The following is a 15,047-nucleotide window of genomic DNA, read 5'->3' as shown; positions in this document are numbered from 1 at the left end:
CGCCCCCGCATAGCCACCACTTGACCCATCCGAACGACCGCTGATCGGCTCCTGATTGCGGCAGGCCCGGCACCGTACGTACAGTCACGGCAGTCCATAACAAGAAAGGAATGCCGACCATGTTCATTCGTACCGCCATCTGCGCCGCCGCGCTGCTCCTGTGCGCGCCGCACGCCGCCTTCGCCGCCGACGCCACCCCTGACAAGCCGCTCAGCAAGCGCGCACTCGACGACCTCTCCTTCCGCCTGCACGCGACCGTCGCTCCCTATTTCCCTGCCGAGGCGCCGGGCGGCATCGTCCTGGTCGTCAAGGATGGCCAGACCGTCCTGCGTCGCGCCTATGGCATGGCCGACACGATCAAGGGCGTGAAAATGGCGCCCGAGATGGCCATGCGCATCGGTTCGATGACCAAGCAGTTCACCGCCACCGGCATCCTACTGCTGGCGGATGAGGGCAAGCTGTCGCTGGACGACGAGATCACCAAATACCTGCCGGACTACCCGACCCAGGGCAAGAAGATCACCATCGAACACCTGCTGACCCATACCTCGGGCATCGTCAGCTATACCGGCAAGCCGGGCTTCCCGCAGCGGGCGCCGCAGGACATCACGGTGGCGGCCCAGATCGACTCTTTCAAGAACGACCCGCTGCAGTTCGAGCCGGGCAGCACCTGGCGCTACAACAATTCGGGCTACTACCTGCTCGGGGCCATCATCGAGAAGGTCTCCGGCCTGCCCTATCACCAGTTCCTGGCGCAGCGCATCTTCGTGCCCCTCGGGATGGACCACACCGCCTACGAAGGCCACGAGCGCAGCGCGTGGCCGAGCGCCGCCGGCCATTCCCCGCTCGAGAAAGGGTTTGGCCCGGCCCGGCCGCTCGGCAAGAACCAGTCCTATGCCGCCGGCGAACTGGTGTCGACCGTGGACGACCTGGCGAAATGGGATGCGGCCGTGGGCAGGAAGCTGCTCAAGCCGGCCACCTGGCAGCGCGCCTTCACCTCTTACCGCCTGAGCGACGGCAAGGACAGCCACTACGGCTATGGCTGGGAGCTGACCCTGATCCAGGGCGAGCCGACCATCGGCCACAGCGGGTCGACCCGGGGCTTCCGCTCCTATGGCCTGCGCCTGCCCAACAAGGGCGTGTACGTGGCGGTGCTGACCAACGGCGACGCCGGCATGGTGGTGCCGGACGTGGTGGCGCGCAGGGCGGCCGCCGTCGCCATCGGCAAGCCGCTGCCGGAATTCCGCGAGGTGGCGCTCGATGCCGCGGCCCTGGACGCGGTGGCGGGCGTGTACAGCCTCGACAAGGATACGCAACGGGTCTTCCGCCGCGACGGCGAGTTCCTGTCCTTGCTGCGCGCCGGCCGCGGGCCCCTGGTCTTGAAGCCGATGTCGGCCAACGCGTTCTTCGTGCCGGATACGGCGGACTGGTTCGTGTTCCAGCGCGAGGGTGGTGGCACCGTCGGCAAGGTCACGGGTGTGACCTACCACCAGGACGGCAGGGCGCTGAACCACGTACGCAGCGGCGAGGCGCCGGCGCCGCGGATCGTGGCGAAGATCGCGGACGCCGCTTTTGACGCGCATGCCGGCCGCTACGAGATCCAGCCGGGCATGGTGTTCGAGGTCACGCGCGAGGGCAGCCGCTATTTCGTACAGCCGACCGGCCAGCGCCGGGTCGAGATCTTCCCGCTGAGCGAAACCCGCTTCTTTTCGCGCGACGTCGATGCCGAGCTCAGTTTCGAAGGCCAGGCCTTGAGCTTCAAGCAGGGCAGCCGCAACTTCACCGGTCGCCGGATTTGACCGCCTGGGCCGGTTAAACGGCTGTTTGTCGCCCGGCGTTTGCCGTCCAGGCAAGCCGGGCCTATGCTGTTCAAGCCCCTACAACAAGCAAAAGGACCGACCATGCTGCTTCGTACCGCCATTTGTGCTGCCGTACTGCTGCTGTGCCATCCACAAGCTGCGTTTGCCCAGGATGCCGCCACATCCGCGACTGCGGAGCAGGACCTGGCCAGCCGCATCGACGCCTCCATTGCGCCGTATTTCAAGGCCGACGCGCCCGGCGCCACGGTCATCGTGGTCAAGGACGGCAAGCCCGTATTGCGTCGTGCCTACGGCATGGCCGATACCGCGAAGGGCGTGAAAATGAGCCCGGAGATGGCGCTGCGCCTCGGTTCCATCACCAAGCAGTTCACGTCGACCGCCATCCTGATGCTGGCGGACGAAGGCAAGCTGTCGCTGGACGACGACATCACGAAGCACCTGCCGGACTACCCGGCCAAGGGAAAGAAGATCACGATCGAGCACCTGCTGACGCATACCTCGGGCATCCCCAGCTATACGGGCAAGCCGGGCTACATCGTCAACATGGCCCAGGACATGAGCGTGGCGCAGATGATCGACACCTTCAAGAACGATCCGCTCGAGTTCGAACCCGGTAGCCAGTACCGCTACAACAACTCGGGTTACTTCCTGCTCGGCGCCATCATCGAGAAGATCTCGGGCCAGACCTATGCGGCATTCCTGGAGCAGCGCATCTTCAAGCCGCTCGGCATGCACGACACCTATTGCGAAGGCGTCAAGACCGGCAAGGCGCCGGTGGCGGCCGGCCATCGCCGCGCCGAGAAGGGCTATGCTGCCGCCGCTCCGCTCAGCATGACCCAGCCCTATGCGGCCGGCGCGCTGGTGTCGACGGTGGACGACCTGGCGCGTTGGGACGCGGCGATCGCCGCGGGCCGCCTGCTCAAGCCTTCCAGCTGGGAGCGAGCGTTCACTTCATATCGCCTGGGCGACGGCAAGGCCACCGGCTACGGCTATGGCTGGGACGTCAGCAAGGTGCAGGGCGCGACCAGCATGGGCCACGGCGGCGGCATCAACGGCTTCTCGACGCATGCGCTGCGCTTCCCGGAGCAGAAGGTGTATGTCGCGGTGCTGACCAACAGCGACAGCGGGCCGGCCAATCCGGGCCTGGTGGCGCGCAAGGCGGCCGGCATCGCCATCGGCAAGCCCTACCGCGAGTTCAAGGAGGTGGCGCTGGATGGCGCGGCGCTCGACGCGGTCACCGGCACCTACGAGGTCGAGAAGGGCGTGCAGCGCGTGTTCCGCCGCAGCGCCGATGGCCTGGTGATGCAGCGCAGCGGCCGGCCGCCGGTAGCACTGAAGGCGGCGTCGAACGATACTTTCTTCGTGCCGGGAGGCCTGGACTGGTTCGAATTCCAGCGTGACGCGGGGGGCAAGGTGACGGCGGTGACGCTGCACCAGGATGGCAATGCGCTGGTCAATCCGCGTATCGGCGACGCACCGGCCGGCCGCCAGGCGGTGAAGATCGCGAACGCGGCCTTCGATACCCGCGTCGGCCGCTACGAATTGCATCCCGGCTTCGTGATCGAGCTGAGCCGCGAGGGCGAACGCTATTTTGCCCAGCCCACCGGGCAGCCCAAGCTGGAAATCTTCGCGATGAGCGAAACCGTGTTCTTCTCGAACGACGTCGATGCCGAGATCAGCTTCGAGCCGGCCGCCGGCCAGGGCTTCGTACTGAAGCAGGGCGGGCGCAGCATCCTGGCGCGCAAGTTGTAAGGGTTCAGCGCCTGGCCTGTTCACCCGCCAGGCGCAGCGCCACCTTGTGGCGGAACCAGTCCTCCTTCACGTAGCGGTACAGGTTCGCACCCGGGCACACGGTCTTGTCGGAGTGGTCCCGGTGGCTCTTGATGTCGTCCAGCGAGACCTTGTACTTGGCCGCCAGCAGCGCCATCAGGTCGACCACGGCCTCCAGCTGCTGCTGGTTCGGCTCCACTTCCTCGAAATTGCCGACCACTTCGATCAGGGCGTGGCCGCTCGGATCGTATTCCGTATTGGTATCGCCCGCGAAGTCGATGTTGCGCGCCTCGTAGATACGGCCGTCGAGGTCGATGACGTAGTGGTAGGGGATGTCGAGCCAGCCCTTGCTGGCGCGCGACCACGACTGCAGGCGCCGCAGGTAGCCCTGCGGATCGGTGCCCGGCTTGAAGGGCTCGCCCTGGTGGTGCAGCGTAATCTGGCTGATGGTGTGGCGGCGCGCTTTCGAAGCGTCGGCCGGGGTGCCGCCCCAACTGGCGACGGGGACGATGGCGCGTTCGACCGCGGCCAGCGGTTCGGCCGCGTGAAGAGGCAGCGAGAGGGCCAGGGCGACGAGAAGGGAGAGGGCGGTAGGGCGCATGCTTGGAATGGAAAATCGGACGTGCCTGCATCTTTTCACGTTTGCGCCCGCGACGCCAGCAATGATGCACATCTGATAAGCTAGGCACCGAATCCACATCGAGCCAAGCCACCATGAGAAGCATTGCCCAGATCCTCAACGACAGCAAGACCATCGCCATCGTCGGCCTGTCGAACAAGCCCGACCGCGCCAGCCATGAAGTGGCCGCTTACTTGCAGCAAAACGGCTACCGCATCGTGCCGGTGAACCCGAGCTACGCCGGCGAAACCATCCTGGGCGAACAGGTGGTCGCCACGCTGCAGGAAGCAGCCGACGCCCTGGCAAGCAACGGCCAGCGGATCGACATCGTCGACTGCTTCCGCAAGTCCGAAGACATCCCGCCGATCGCGCGCGACGCGATCGCCGTGCGCGCCGGCTGCCTGTGGATGCAGCTGGACATCGAAAACCAGGCCGCCGCCGACCTGGCGCGCGCCGCCGGCCTCGACGTCGTCATGAACCACTGCATCAAGATCGAGCACCGCAGCCTGGACGCCGGCTGAACGGATATCGGCCGGGCGCCGTGGCCATCCGGCCATCTTTACAGGCGGCGGCTGCGTTACAATCGTGGCATCACCAACCAGGGAACTCCCCGCCATGATCAAGACCACCGTCCTGCTGTTCGCTGCCCTTGCCGCAGCCAGCGCTGCTCTTCCTGCCGCCGCACAGGCCACGTCCACGCCGGGCGCCCCCGCTGCCGCGCGCATGCCGATGAGCTGCCCCGCCATCCTCAAGCAGAATTTCAAGCGCCTGCAGGACGACGCGCCGCAGGACCTGTGCCAGTATGCGGGCAAGGTGGTTCTGGTCGTGAACACGGCCAGCTACTGCGGCTTCACCAAGCAGTACGAAGGACTCGAGAAGCTGTACGCGAAGTACGGCGGGCGCGGCCTGGTGGTGCTGGGCTTCCCCTCGAACGACTTCGGCAAGCAGGAGCCGGGCAATGCGAAAGAAATCGCGGACTTCTGCTTCAACACCTACGGCGTCAAGTTCCCGATGTTCGCCAAGAGCGCGGTCACCGGTCCGGAAGCCAACCCGCTGCACGCCAGCCTCACCAAGGCGACCGGCCAGGCGCCGAAGTGGAACTTCACCAAGTACCTGATCGGCCGCGATGGCAAGGTGCTCGAACACTTCCCGAGCAAGGTGACGCCGGAAGACCCAGCCCTGGTCGGCAAGATCGAGCAGGCACTCGCCATGTAAGGCAAGGATCGAATAACCTTCCTAGCGTTATGGTTATTTGATCCACATCAACGATTTTTTTGCGCTGCATCAATATTCTTCCTCTCGTTACCATGACGAAAGGAAGAAAAATGAAAACCTTGTTGAAGCCTGTGCTGGCGATCTCTCTCGTACTTGCCGGCAGCCAGGCCCTGGCACAGGACAGCAACTGGATGGTGCGTGCACGCGCCGTCCACATCGACCCGGCGAATGAATCCGCGCCCTTGGCCGGCAGCGGCGCCGCGGACCGCATCCACGTGGCCGGCAAGACCATTCCCGAAGTCGACATCTCCTATTTCTTCACGCCGCACCTGGCGGCCGAGCTGATCCTGACGTATCCACAGAAGCACGACGTCACCCTGGACGGCGCCCGCATCGGCAGCTTCCGCCACCTGCCGCCGACCCTGACGGCCCAATACCACTTCGCGCCGCAGTCGACAGTGAATCCTTACGTGGGCGCAGGCCTGAACTACACGCGCATCTCGCGCGTGAAGCTGCTGGACGGGGCGGCCGATCTCGAGAACGACAGCTGGGGCCTGGCACTGCAGGCCGGCGTGGACATCCGGCTCGATGCGCGCTGGTCGCTGAACCTCGATGTGAAAAAAGTGAACATCCGCAGCGACGTGATGGTCGGCGGCGCCAAGGCAAGCGCGGTCAAGGTGGATCCGGTGCTGTTCGGCCTGGGGTTCGGTTACCGCTTCTGAAACAGCTTAGCCCTGCGGGTCGTCCAGCAGGACCGCCCGCAGCGGCCCGCGCAGCGCATTGCAGACGACGATGTCGTCCGCCTCCGCCAGCATCTCACGCGTGATGAGCTGCTCGCTGGCGCGCCAGGCCGGCGCCCGCAGCAGCACGCCGCGCATCACGCCCGGCAGCAGGCCGCTCGACAGGGGCGGCGTGATCCACTCGCTGCCGAAACGCAGGAACACGTTGCTGCGTCCTCCCTCGGTCAGTTCCCCGCGCTCGTTGAAGAACAAGGCGTCAAACGCCCCTTGCGCCTCGGCGGCACGCCAGGCCGCATTGTAGCGGCTGCGCACGCTCGTCTTGTGGCGCAGGAAGACGTCGCCCGAATGGGTGCTTTCCTGCGCCAGCAACAGCGCCACCGGCTCGCCCAAGGGCGTGATCGGCGCCGCCTGCACGGTCAGCGCGCCGCCGGTGGCCACCGCCAGGCGCAGCCGGTGCAGTTGGCCATGGGGCATGGCCAGGCAGGCCTCGTTCAATGCCGCGCGGGCGGCGCCATAGTCGAACGGATAGCCGAAGTAGCGGCAGGACGCGGCCAGGCGGTCGAGATGCTGCTCGACGTGGCGGCAGCCGTCGTCCCAGGAAGCGCGCAGGGTTTCGAAGATTTCGAACTCGTTGGGCAGGCCGGTCAGGAAGCGCGCCTTGAGCTGGCATTCGGCATATTCGGAGGCGGCATCGCTGTCGTACACGATGCCGGCGCCGACGCCCAGCTCTCCCTTGCGGGTGCCGCCCTCCGGCGCACCCAGCGCCAGGGTGCGGATCGGGACCGACAGGCAAAAATCGCCAAAGGTGTTGGCGCTGCCCGCGGCGGGCGGATCGAACCAGCCGATCGCGCCGGTATAGATGCCGCGCGCGCTCGGTTCGAGTTCGTGGATGATCTCCATGCTGCGGCGCTTCGGCGCGCCGGTGATCGAGCCGCAGGGGTAGAGCGCAGCGAATACCTCCTCCAGACTCGCATCCTCGCGCAGGCGCGCCTGCACTGTCGAGGTCATCTGCAGCACGGTGCCGTAGCGGCGCACCTCGAACAGCGCCGGCACCTCGACGCTGCCGGTGACGGCGACCCGTCCCAGGTCGTTGCGCAGCAGGTCGACGATCATCAGGTTCTCGGCACGGTTCTTGGTGTCCGAAGAGAGCGCCCGGGAGCGCTCCTCATCCACCGCATCGTCGCCGCTGGCCGGCGCGGTGCCCTTCATCGGCCGCGCCAGCAGCTTGCCGGCCTCGTGGCGCACGAACAGCTCGGGCGAGAAGGACAAGACCGCGCCGCCGTCCGGCAGGGCCACCAGGGCGCCGTAGGGCACGCGCTGGCGCGCCCGCAGCCGCGCATACAGCTTGACCAGAGAACCGTAGGTGTCGAAGCGCAGGCGGTAGGTGTAGTTCACCTGGTAGGTGTCGCCGGCGGCGATGTAGTCGCGGATGCGCCGGATCGCCTCGGTGAAGGCCGCTTCGTCCACATTGGGCGTGATGCCGGCCACGCCCGCCAGTTCGTCGGCGGGTGCGCGGGTGGCGATCCAGGCCTCGACCTGGGCCGCGTCCAGGTGCTCGCACTGTTCGAACAGCAGCACCTGCGCCAGCGCGCCTTGCACCGGCTGCGCCGCCACCCCCTGGAGATGCGCGCCCAGTTCGTAGGTGAGCAGCGGCACCGCGTACAGGCCGCGTCCCAGTGCTTCCTGCAGTTCGCGCAGCAGCTGCGGCCAGCCGGCGGTATCAAGGCAATGCAGCGTGCCGGCGTGGCGGCTGTAGAGGCGCGAACGGGCCTCGCCGGCCGCCCCGGCGTCGTCCAGCAGCGCGAATACTTCCTGGGTGTCCATGATCGCCTGGCGCTTGTCCTTATGCCGCCAGCAGCAGCGACAGCTGCAGGGCCGTGCCTTCGGCCGGGTTCTGCCTGAAGCCGCTCTTGGCGAAGCGGTGCCAGCGTCCGGTCACGTAGCTCACCAGGAGGCTGGCGCGCGCCGCGACGTCGGTCTCGAGGCCGTGGCCCTGGGTGACGGCGATCCGCAGTGCGCCCTTGAAGGCCATTTCGACGCGATCGTAGAACCCGTTCATGCGCAGCTGCAGGCGCTCGTCCTCGCCCACCAGCGCGTCGCCGATCAGCACCCGGGTCATGCCCGGGTTGTTGGCGGCAAAGGAGAGCAGCATCTGCAGGATCGCGTGCGCCTGGTGCACGCCGTCTTCCTCGCGTTCGGCGATCTGGTTGATCAGGCCGAAGACGCTGGACTCGATGAACTCGATCAGGCCTTCGTACATCTGCGCCTTGCTGGCGAAGTGGCGGTACAGCGCCGCCTCCGATACCGACAGGCGCGCCGCCAGCGCCGCCGTGGTGATCTTTTCGCCCTTCGGCTGCTCGAGCATCGAGGCCAGGGCCTGGAGGATTTGCAGCTTGCGCTGACCTGGCTTGGTTGCCATGTGATCCCTAGTTTCGTGTTGTTGTTGGTATTAGCGCAGCCGGTGCAAACGCGCCGGAAGCTGCCGCACGGATTTTACTTTGACATCGACGTAACCGGGGCGTTTCAGGGTCCTTGGCAGCGGCGCTTTTCCGATCGGATCGCTCATGCGCAGGTACTGCGTCACCCAGACGGTGCGCAGGCCGAGGCGGCTGGCGCTTTTCAGGTTGGCCAGCGTGTCCTCGACCAGGATGCAGCGGCGCGCCGCCACGCCGTGCTTGCGCAGCAGGCGGCGCAGCATCAGGCTGGAAGGCTTGGGGCGCAGCTGGCGGTGCACATGCATGTGCTCGATCGCCACGTGGTGGGCGAAGTGGCGGCTCAGGCCCAGGTGGCGCATCACGTCGGTCGAATAGCGCGTCGGCGCATTGGTGAGCAGGATCTTGCGGCCCGGCAGGCGGCGCAGCAGCGTGCCTAGCCCCTTTTCCGCGCGCACCAGCTTGTCGAGGGCGCCGAGATCGTGGGTGACGTGCAGGAAGTCGGCCGCCGACACGCCGTGGTGGCGGATCATGCCGAGCAGGGTGGCGCCGTAGCGCTTCCAGTAGCCCAGGCGCGCCGCATCGACTTGCGCCTGGGTGGCGGGAGTGAGGCCGTCGCCCAGCACGCGTCCGATATAGGTGTTCATATTGGCGCTGATGGCCGGGAAGATGGCATGCGAGGCATCGTGCAGGGTGTTGTCGAGGTCGAACAGCCAGACGGGGGAGGGGAGGGTATGATTTGCCACAATTTCAGATTAACAGCGCGAATACAACAAGGAGAAATGAATGCAACGACGTCCGATTATAGTGGTGTTCCTCAGCTTGTTCTTGCTGGCCTTCCAGGCGCTGGCAGCCGACGTGGGCATAGCGCGCGGCGCGCTGTTCAAGGCCACGGACAAGGGCAATACCTTGTACCTGTACGGCACCATGCACGTCGGCCGCGCCGACTTCTATCCCCTCGAGCCGCGCATCCGGGCGGCGATCGCGGCCGCTCCCACGCTGGCGCTGGAAATCGACATGAAGGGCGACCCGGCCGCGATCGCGGCCGCCGTCCGGCAGCACGGCATGTTCCCGCCCGGTAGCCCCGGCTACGCGGGCCTGGCGCCCGAGCGCCGCGCGCGCATCGAAGCCGCGCTGCGCAAGCACGGGCTGGAGCCGGCCGCCGTGGCGCAATTGAAGCCCTGGATGCTGGTGACCATGCTTGCCGTGTTCGAGACCGCCAAGCTGGGCTATGACCCGGCCCTCGGCGTCGACGACCACCTCGCCACGCTGGCGCGGCAGGGCAAGACTCGCATCGCCGAGCTCGAGACCATGCACTACCAGGCCGGGCTGCTGAACCGCCTGTCGGACGAAGACCAGTGGCGCCTGCTGGAAGAAACGCTGGAAGACATGGCCTCGGGCCGCCAGCTGCGCGAAACGCGCGAGATGCTCGATGCCTACGAGCGCGCCGACCGCCGCGCCCAGGAAGACCTGATGCGGCGGGTGGAAAGCGACGACAGCCTGACCGGGAAATTCATGCGCGACATCCTGCTCGATGAGCGCAACGGACCGATGGCGGACAAGGTGGCGGCGCTGCTGGCGCGCGAAAACAATGCGGTGGTGGCGGTGGGCCTGCTGCACCTGCTGGGACAAGGCGGACTGCCCGAGCTGCTGCGCAAGCGCGGCATCAAGGTGGATCGGATCTACTAAGGAGGAGGTATTGCAGGGGGGAGGTGGTGCCCTTGACGTGGATTGAACACGTGGCCTCTCCCTTACCAAGGGAGTGCTCTACCACTGAGCTACAAGGGCATCTTGTCATTTAATGTGGCGAAAATTTCCGCCACAAAAAATCAGTGAGACCGGATCATAGTGCCAAATGCCTGCTCGGTCAAGACTTCCAGCAACAAACTGTGCTCGATGCGCCCGTCGATGATGTGCACGGTATTGACGCCCGACTTGGCGGCGTCCAGCGCCGACGAAATCTTCGGCAGCATGCCGCCCGAAATCGTGCCGTCTTCGAACATCTCGTCGATCTCGCGCGCCGACAGGTCGGTGACCAGGTTGCCTGCCTTGTCCTGCACGCCGGCGATATTGGTCATCATGATGAGCTTTTCGGCCTTCAGGATCTCGGCGATCTTGCCGGCGACGACGTCGGCATTGATGTTGTAGGCCTGGCCGTCCTGGCCGAAGCCGATCGGCGAGATGATCGGGATGAAGGCGTCGTCCTGCAGCGCCTTGACGACGGCAGGGTTGATCGCCTCGATCTCGCCGACGAAACCGATGTCCAGGAATTCGCCCGGCTTTTCCTTGTCCGGCATGCTCATGCGGCGTGCGCGGATCAGGCCACCGTCCTTGCCGGTCAGGCCCACGGCCTGGCCGCCGTAGTGGTTGATCAGCATGACGATGTCCTGCTGGACTTCACCGCCCAGCACCCACTCGACCACTTCCATGGTTTCCTCGTCGGTGATGCGCATGCCCTGCACGAAAGTGCCCTGCTTGCCGATCTTCTTCAGCGCATTGTCGATCTGCGGACCGCCGCCGTGCACCACGACCGGGTTCATGCCCACCAGCTTGAGCAGGATGACGTCGCGTGCGAAGCCGTGCTTCAGGCGCTCGTCGGTCATGGCGTTGCCGCCGTATTTGATGACGATGGTCTTGCCGTGGAAATTACGGATGTAGGGAAGCGCCTCCGCCAGGATCTGCGCCTTGATCTGCGGCGATACTTTCGTCAGATCATTGGGCTGGTCGTCGGTGTTCAGGCTGGTCAGAGTAGCGTTCATGGAGGGTCCAAATTAAATGTCGCAAGATTTTAAGGCAACAGGGTAGTACTTGTGCTGATTATATGGCGTCTTGTTGTATTTTATGGGCTCGATCCCCACCGTAAAGAACCATGAGTAGCGTTTCCACCCCGAGTACATGCAGCCGCTGCGGCGCCGAATTCGGCTGTGCCATGGTAACCGGCAGCGCTGAACCCTGCTGGTGCACGACGCTGCCGCCCGCCGTGCCGGTGCCGCGGGAGGCTGCCGGCTGCTGGTGCCCGCCCTGCCTGCGTGCCCACATCGAGGCCGAGGAGGCGAAGCGCCGCGCCGGCTGAGGTTCAACGGCGGGTGCGGAAAAAGCGCAGCATCTCGCGGCTCGCATCCGGTCCGCGCCCGTCGGTATAGCTGCCGCGCGCGCGTCCACCCGACCAGGCATGGCCCGCCCCGTGGATCAGCCAGTGTTCGGCATGCACCGCCCCGTCCTCGCGGTGGTGCAGGGTGCGCGTGTAGGCATGGCCGTCGGGCACCCGTCCCGGCTCCGCGGCGCGGCGTGCCGCCTGGCGCGCGCCCTGGGCGATCAGTTCGTCGGCATTCACGGGATGCACGGTGGTGTCCTGGTCGCCATGGAAGACGATGATCGGGAGCTGTCGTCCGGGCAGCTGGGCTTGCGCTTGCGCGCGCCGGAACTCGCCCTTCATGGCCGCCAGCGCCGAGGGCAGGTCGTGCGCCGATGCGAACGGCAGGCCCGAATGCACGCCCACGGCCGCGTACAGGTCCGGGTAGAGCGTGCCCATGATGGTCGCCATCGCGCCGCCGGCCGACAGGCCCGCCACGTACACCTGTTCCGGATCGACCGGGTACTGTTCCATGATCGCACGCGTCATGCCGGCGATGATCGCGGGTTCGCCCTGGTCGCGCTGCTGGTCGACCGCGTTGAACCAGTTCCAGCAGCGCGACGGGTTGGCTGCCTTGCTCTGCGCGGGATACAGCACCAGGCAGGGCGCTTCCTCGGCCAGTTCGTTCATGCCGGTGCCGTTGGCGAAATCCTCCGGATCCTGGGTGCAGCCATGCAGCATCACCAGCAGCGGCAGCGCCTTGCCGCCACTGCTGCCGGGGACGTACAGCTTGTAGTCGCGGGTGCCGGCCGGGTTGGTGTGGCTGCCGTCGATGAACTTGCCTGGCAGGCTGACGCCGAGTTCCGCTTCGAACGGATCGCTTGCCGCCGCGGCGACCCCCACGCCGACGCTGCGCATCTGGCGCTGGGCTTCGCGCTGCAGGGCGGTGGCGTTCTTCAGCGTTTCCTGGATCATCGTGTCTGCCGCCGCCGGTCCCGTGTGCAGGAAAGAGCGCACCGTCGAGCGGGTGGCGGCACGCATCTGTGCCATCAGTTTCTTGTTCAGCTTCATTGGCCCTCCTGTTCGTGCCATTGCTTGCAATCTCCCTTCCCAGGCTTACGGCAGCCTTGCAATGCGCTAAGCTGCGCCCATGCATCCCACTTTCCAGCCCGGCCTTCGCTTCGAATGGCACTACACCGTCCCGGAGCGCGCCAGCGTGCCCCAGCTTTACCACGATACCTTGTTTTGCCGCGATATGCCGGATGTGCTGGCCATCGGTTACCTTGTTGGCATGATGGAACTTGCCTGCTTGCACGGAATGATGCCCTACGTCGACTGGCCGCACGAGCAGAGCCTGGGGACGATGGTGAACTTCCGCCACCTGGCGCCAACGCCGCCCGGTATGCGCCTGCGGATCGAGGGCGAGGTGCTGGAAGTGGAGGGGCGCCGGGTGCGTTTCCGGGTCGACGCCTGGGACGAGGTCGAAAAAGTCTGTGAAGGCATCCATGAGCGTTGTTTGATCGATACAGCACGCTTTGCCGAAAAACTGGCGCGAAAGCAACAGGCGCGTGTCGATGTTGTAATTGACAAGCAATAAATCGATACCAGAATTACAATTGACCTTCTACCGGCATTCCTACAAGTAGAAAATGCCTTCTATTGCGTTCCCTTTTTTCGAGTGTGTATGTTGAATTTCCAACAGGCTGAACCAGTGTCCACCGCCGTGCCGCTGGTCGTCGATCTCGACGGCACCCTGACCCTGACCGATACGCTGGTCGAGTCCGTCGTACTGCTGGCCCGGCAATCGCCATCCAGCCTGCTGCGCCTGCCGTTCTGGCTGCTGCGCGGCCGTGAAGCGCTGAAATCCGAAATTGCGCGTCGCGTCGAGGTGCCGGCGGCGCAGCTGCCTTATCGCGAAGAGCTGCTCGATTACCTGCGCGCCGAAAAGGCGGCCGGCCGCGAGATCGTGTTGGCCACTGCCGCTCACCGCAAGATCGCCGATGGCGTTGCCGCCCACCTCGGCCTGTTCGACCGCGTGCTGGCCACCGACGAGACGCGCAACCTGAAGGGATCCAACAAGCTGGCCGCGATCCGCGAAGAAGTCGGACCGGAGTTTGCCTACGCCGGCGATAGTCCAGCCGACCTCGCGGTATGGAAAGGCGCCCAAGCGGCGCTGCTGGTCGGCGCATCCGAATCGCTGGCGCGCCGGGTGCGCAAGGAACACGTGGTCGAGAAGGAGTTTGCCCGTCCCGCCGCCGGGCTGCGAGTGTGGCGCAAGGCCCTGCGCGTGCACCAGTGGGCCAAGAACGTCCTGCTGTTCGTGCCGATGCTCACCGCGTTCTCGTTTGCCCCGGCCGACATCGCTACCATGCTGCTGGCCTTCCTGTGCTTCTCGCTGGCGGCTTCGGCGACCTACATCGCCAACGACCTGTGGGACCTCGGCAACGACCGCCAGCATCCGCGCAAGCGTCTGCGCCCCTTCGCCAGCGGCGTGCTGCCGATCACCTCGGGTGTCGCGGCTGCTGCCGGCCTGATGGCGGTCGCGTTCGGGCTCGCCGTCCTTGGGGTTAACGCAGGCTTCGCCGCCATGCTGCTGGCCTACGTCGTCATGACCACGACTTACAGCTGGAGCCTGAAGGAATACGTGCTGGTGGACGTCATGGCGCTGTCGATCCTCTACACCATGCGCATCGTCACCGGCTCGGTGGCGGTGGGTATCGAAACCAGCTCCTGGCTGCTGGCCTTCTCGCTGTTCGTCTTCCTCAGCCTGGCGCTGGTCAAGCGCTGTTCCGAGCTCAAGGCCCTGCAGGGCAGCGGCGGCAACAGTACCCGCGGGCGCGACTACCGCGTCAGTGACCTGGCCGTGCTGTGGCCGATGGGCCTGGCCTCGGCAATGTCGGCGGTGGTGGTGTTCGGCCTCTACATCCACGCACCCGAAACCCAGGCGCGCTACGCCACCCCCACGCTGCTGTGGGCTGCCGTGGCGCTGCTGATCTACTGGCTCGGACGTTTGTGGATCAAGACCGGGCGCGATGAAATGGACGACGACCCGGTCCTGTATGCGCTCAAGGACCGCGGCAGCCGGCTGGTCGTGATCGCGATGGGCGTGGTCATGGGCTGTGCCTACTTCTTCGACTTGGCGGCGATCTTCTGATGTCCCTGCCGCAAAAACCGCCGCTGCCGAGCGCACCGGAACTGCAAAGCCCCGTCCCTTCTCCCTGCATCAACGTGTGCCAGATGGAGCCTGCTACCGGCCTGTGCCGGGGCTGCCTGCGCACGATCGAGGAAATCGTCGCCTGGGGCAGCGCCAGCGACGAGGACAAGCGCGCCGTGTGGGCCGAGATCCGGCGCCGCGAATCCGAGATCGACTGGGGCTGA

The 15,047-nt window shown here is 65.8% G+C and carries 16 protein-coding genes and 1 tRNA gene; 10 read left to right on the top strand and 7 right to left on the bottom strand.

Annotation, left to right across the window (positions count from 1 at the left end; all coding sequences use genetic code 11):
• Nucleotides 1–119 precede the first annotated feature (119 nt).
• Both FG94_RS23595 and FG94_RS23590 read left to right on the top strand, forming a co-directional pair.
• Complete coding sequence (locus FG94_RS23595; RefSeq protein WP_051997043.1) at nucleotides 120–1,799, top strand: serine hydrolase; 1,680 nt, start codon at nucleotides 120–122, stop codon at nucleotides 1,797–1,799.
• Nucleotides 1,800–1,901: 102 nt separating this feature from the next.
• Entirely contained in the window at nucleotides 1,902–3,572 is a 1,671-nt protein-coding gene (locus FG94_RS23590; protein ID WP_036216818.1) for a serine hydrolase, read from the top strand.
• Between the two features lie 4 nt (nucleotides 3,573–3,576).
• Here FG94_RS23590 and FG94_RS23585 read toward each other — a convergent pair whose 3' ends face one another.
• Entirely contained in the window at nucleotides 3,577–4,191 is a 615-nt protein-coding gene (locus tag FG94_RS23585) for a peptidoglycan recognition family protein (protein WP_036216816.1), read from the bottom strand.
• A gap of 113 nt (nucleotides 4,192–4,304) precedes the next feature.
• On the opposite strand from FG94_RS23585, the gene FG94_RS23580 reads away from it, so the two are divergent.
• The 3 genes from FG94_RS23580 to FG94_RS23570 all read left to right on the top strand — a co-directional run bounded on the left by FG94_RS23580 (nucleotide 4,305) and on the right by FG94_RS23570 (nucleotide 6,146).
• Nucleotides 4,305–4,730 carry a CoA-binding protein gene (locus FG94_RS23580; protein WP_036216813.1) on the top strand — a complete coding sequence of 142 codons (426 nt, stop codon included), beginning with the start codon at nucleotides 4,305–4,307 and terminating at the stop codon, nucleotides 4,728–4,730.
• A gap of 94 nt (nucleotides 4,731–4,824) precedes the next feature.
• On the top strand, nucleotides 4,825–5,424 hold the full coding sequence (locus FG94_RS23575) for a glutathione peroxidase (RefSeq protein ID WP_036216811.1): 600 nt from the start codon (nucleotides 4,825–4,827) through the stop codon (nucleotides 5,422–5,424).
• Between the two features lie 110 nt (nucleotides 5,425–5,534).
• Nucleotides 5,535–6,146, top strand: a complete 612-nt coding sequence (locus tag FG94_RS23570; protein WP_152571091.1) for an OmpW family protein — start codon at nucleotides 5,535–5,537, stop codon at nucleotides 6,144–6,146.
• Between the two features lie 6 nt (nucleotides 6,147–6,152).
• On the opposite strand, the gene pabB is transcribed toward FG94_RS23570, so the two are convergent.
• From pabB to FG94_RS23555, 3 genes are read right to left on the bottom strand one after another with little or no spacing between them, the layout of a single operon-like run.
• Nucleotides 6,153–7,988, bottom strand: a complete 1,836-nt coding sequence (gene pabB / locus FG94_RS23565; protein WP_036216809.1) for an aminodeoxychorismate synthase component I — start codon at nucleotides 7,986–7,988, stop codon at nucleotides 6,153–6,155.
• Between the two features lie 19 nt (nucleotides 7,989–8,007).
• The gene (gene slmA, locus FG94_RS23560; RefSeq protein WP_036216808.1) at nucleotides 8,008–8,583 is read right to left on the bottom strand and encodes a nucleoid occlusion factor SlmA; all 576 of its coding nucleotides are present in this window, start codon (nucleotides 8,581–8,583) and stop codon (nucleotides 8,008–8,010) included.
• A gap of 30 nt (nucleotides 8,584–8,613) precedes the next feature.
• A complete protein-coding gene (locus FG94_RS23555; protein ID WP_036216806.1) occupies nucleotides 8,614–9,342 on the bottom strand; it encodes an HAD-IA family hydrolase in 729 nt (242 codons plus the stop codon).
• A gap of 40 nt (nucleotides 9,343–9,382) precedes the next feature.
• Here FG94_RS23555 and FG94_RS23550 point away from each other — a divergent pair, with 40 nt between their 5' ends.
• Entirely contained in the window at nucleotides 9,383–10,285 is a 903-nt protein-coding gene (locus tag FG94_RS23550) for a TraB/GumN family protein (RefSeq protein ID WP_036216804.1), read from the top strand.
• A 24-nt stretch (nucleotides 10,286–10,309) separates the two neighbouring features.
• Here FG94_RS23550 and FG94_RS23545 read toward each other — a convergent pair.
• Both FG94_RS23545 and argB read right to left on the bottom strand, forming a co-directional pair.
• A tRNA-Thr gene (locus tag FG94_RS23545) sits at nucleotides 10,310–10,384 on the bottom strand.
• A gap of 41 nt (nucleotides 10,385–10,425) precedes the next feature.
• A complete protein-coding gene (argB, locus tag FG94_RS23540) occupies nucleotides 10,426–11,355 on the bottom strand; it encodes an acetylglutamate kinase (protein ID WP_051306276.1) in 930 nt (309 codons plus the stop codon).
• A gap of 110 nt (nucleotides 11,356–11,465) precedes the next feature.
• Between argB and FG94_RS26855 the strand changes: the two genes are divergently transcribed.
• Entirely contained in the window at nucleotides 11,466–11,669 is a 204-nt protein-coding gene (locus FG94_RS26855; protein WP_081926156.1) for a cysteine-rich CWC family protein, read from the top strand.
• 3 nt (nucleotides 11,670–11,672) lie between these two features.
• On the opposite strand, the gene FG94_RS23535 is transcribed toward FG94_RS26855, so the two are convergent.
• Complete coding sequence (locus FG94_RS23535) at nucleotides 11,673–12,740, bottom strand: PHB depolymerase family esterase (protein WP_036216802.1); 1,068 nt, start codon at nucleotides 12,738–12,740, stop codon at nucleotides 11,673–11,675.
• A gap of 79 nt (nucleotides 12,741–12,819) precedes the next feature.
• On the opposite strand from FG94_RS23535, the gene FG94_RS23530 reads away from it, so the two are divergent.
• The 3 genes from FG94_RS23530 to FG94_RS23520 all read left to right on the top strand — a co-directional run bounded on the left by FG94_RS23530 (nucleotide 12,820) and on the right by FG94_RS23520 (nucleotide 15,047).
• On the top strand, nucleotides 12,820–13,266 hold the full coding sequence (locus FG94_RS23530) for a thioesterase family protein (protein WP_036216800.1): 447 nt from the start codon (nucleotides 12,820–12,822) through the stop codon (nucleotides 13,264–13,266).
• Nucleotides 13,267–13,353: 87 nt separating this feature from the next.
• Nucleotides 13,354–14,823: a UbiA family prenyltransferase gene (locus tag FG94_RS23525; protein WP_051997041.1), complete on the top strand. Its 1,470-nt coding sequence runs from the start codon at nucleotides 13,354–13,356 to the stop codon at nucleotides 14,821–14,823.
• Nucleotides 14,823–15,047: a DUF1289 domain-containing protein gene (locus FG94_RS23520; protein ID WP_036216796.1), complete on the top strand. Its 225-nt coding sequence runs from the start codon at nucleotides 14,823–14,825 to the stop codon at nucleotides 15,045–15,047. The genes FG94_RS23525 and FG94_RS23520 overlap by 1 nt, the downstream gene beginning before the upstream one ends.

The organism is Massilia sp. LC238 (assembly GCF_000735635.1).
Classification (GTDB): Bacteria; Pseudomonadota; Gammaproteobacteria; order Burkholderiales; family Burkholderiaceae_D; genus Telluria; species Telluria varians.
This window is presented reverse-complemented; position numbering and strand designations above follow the sequence as displayed.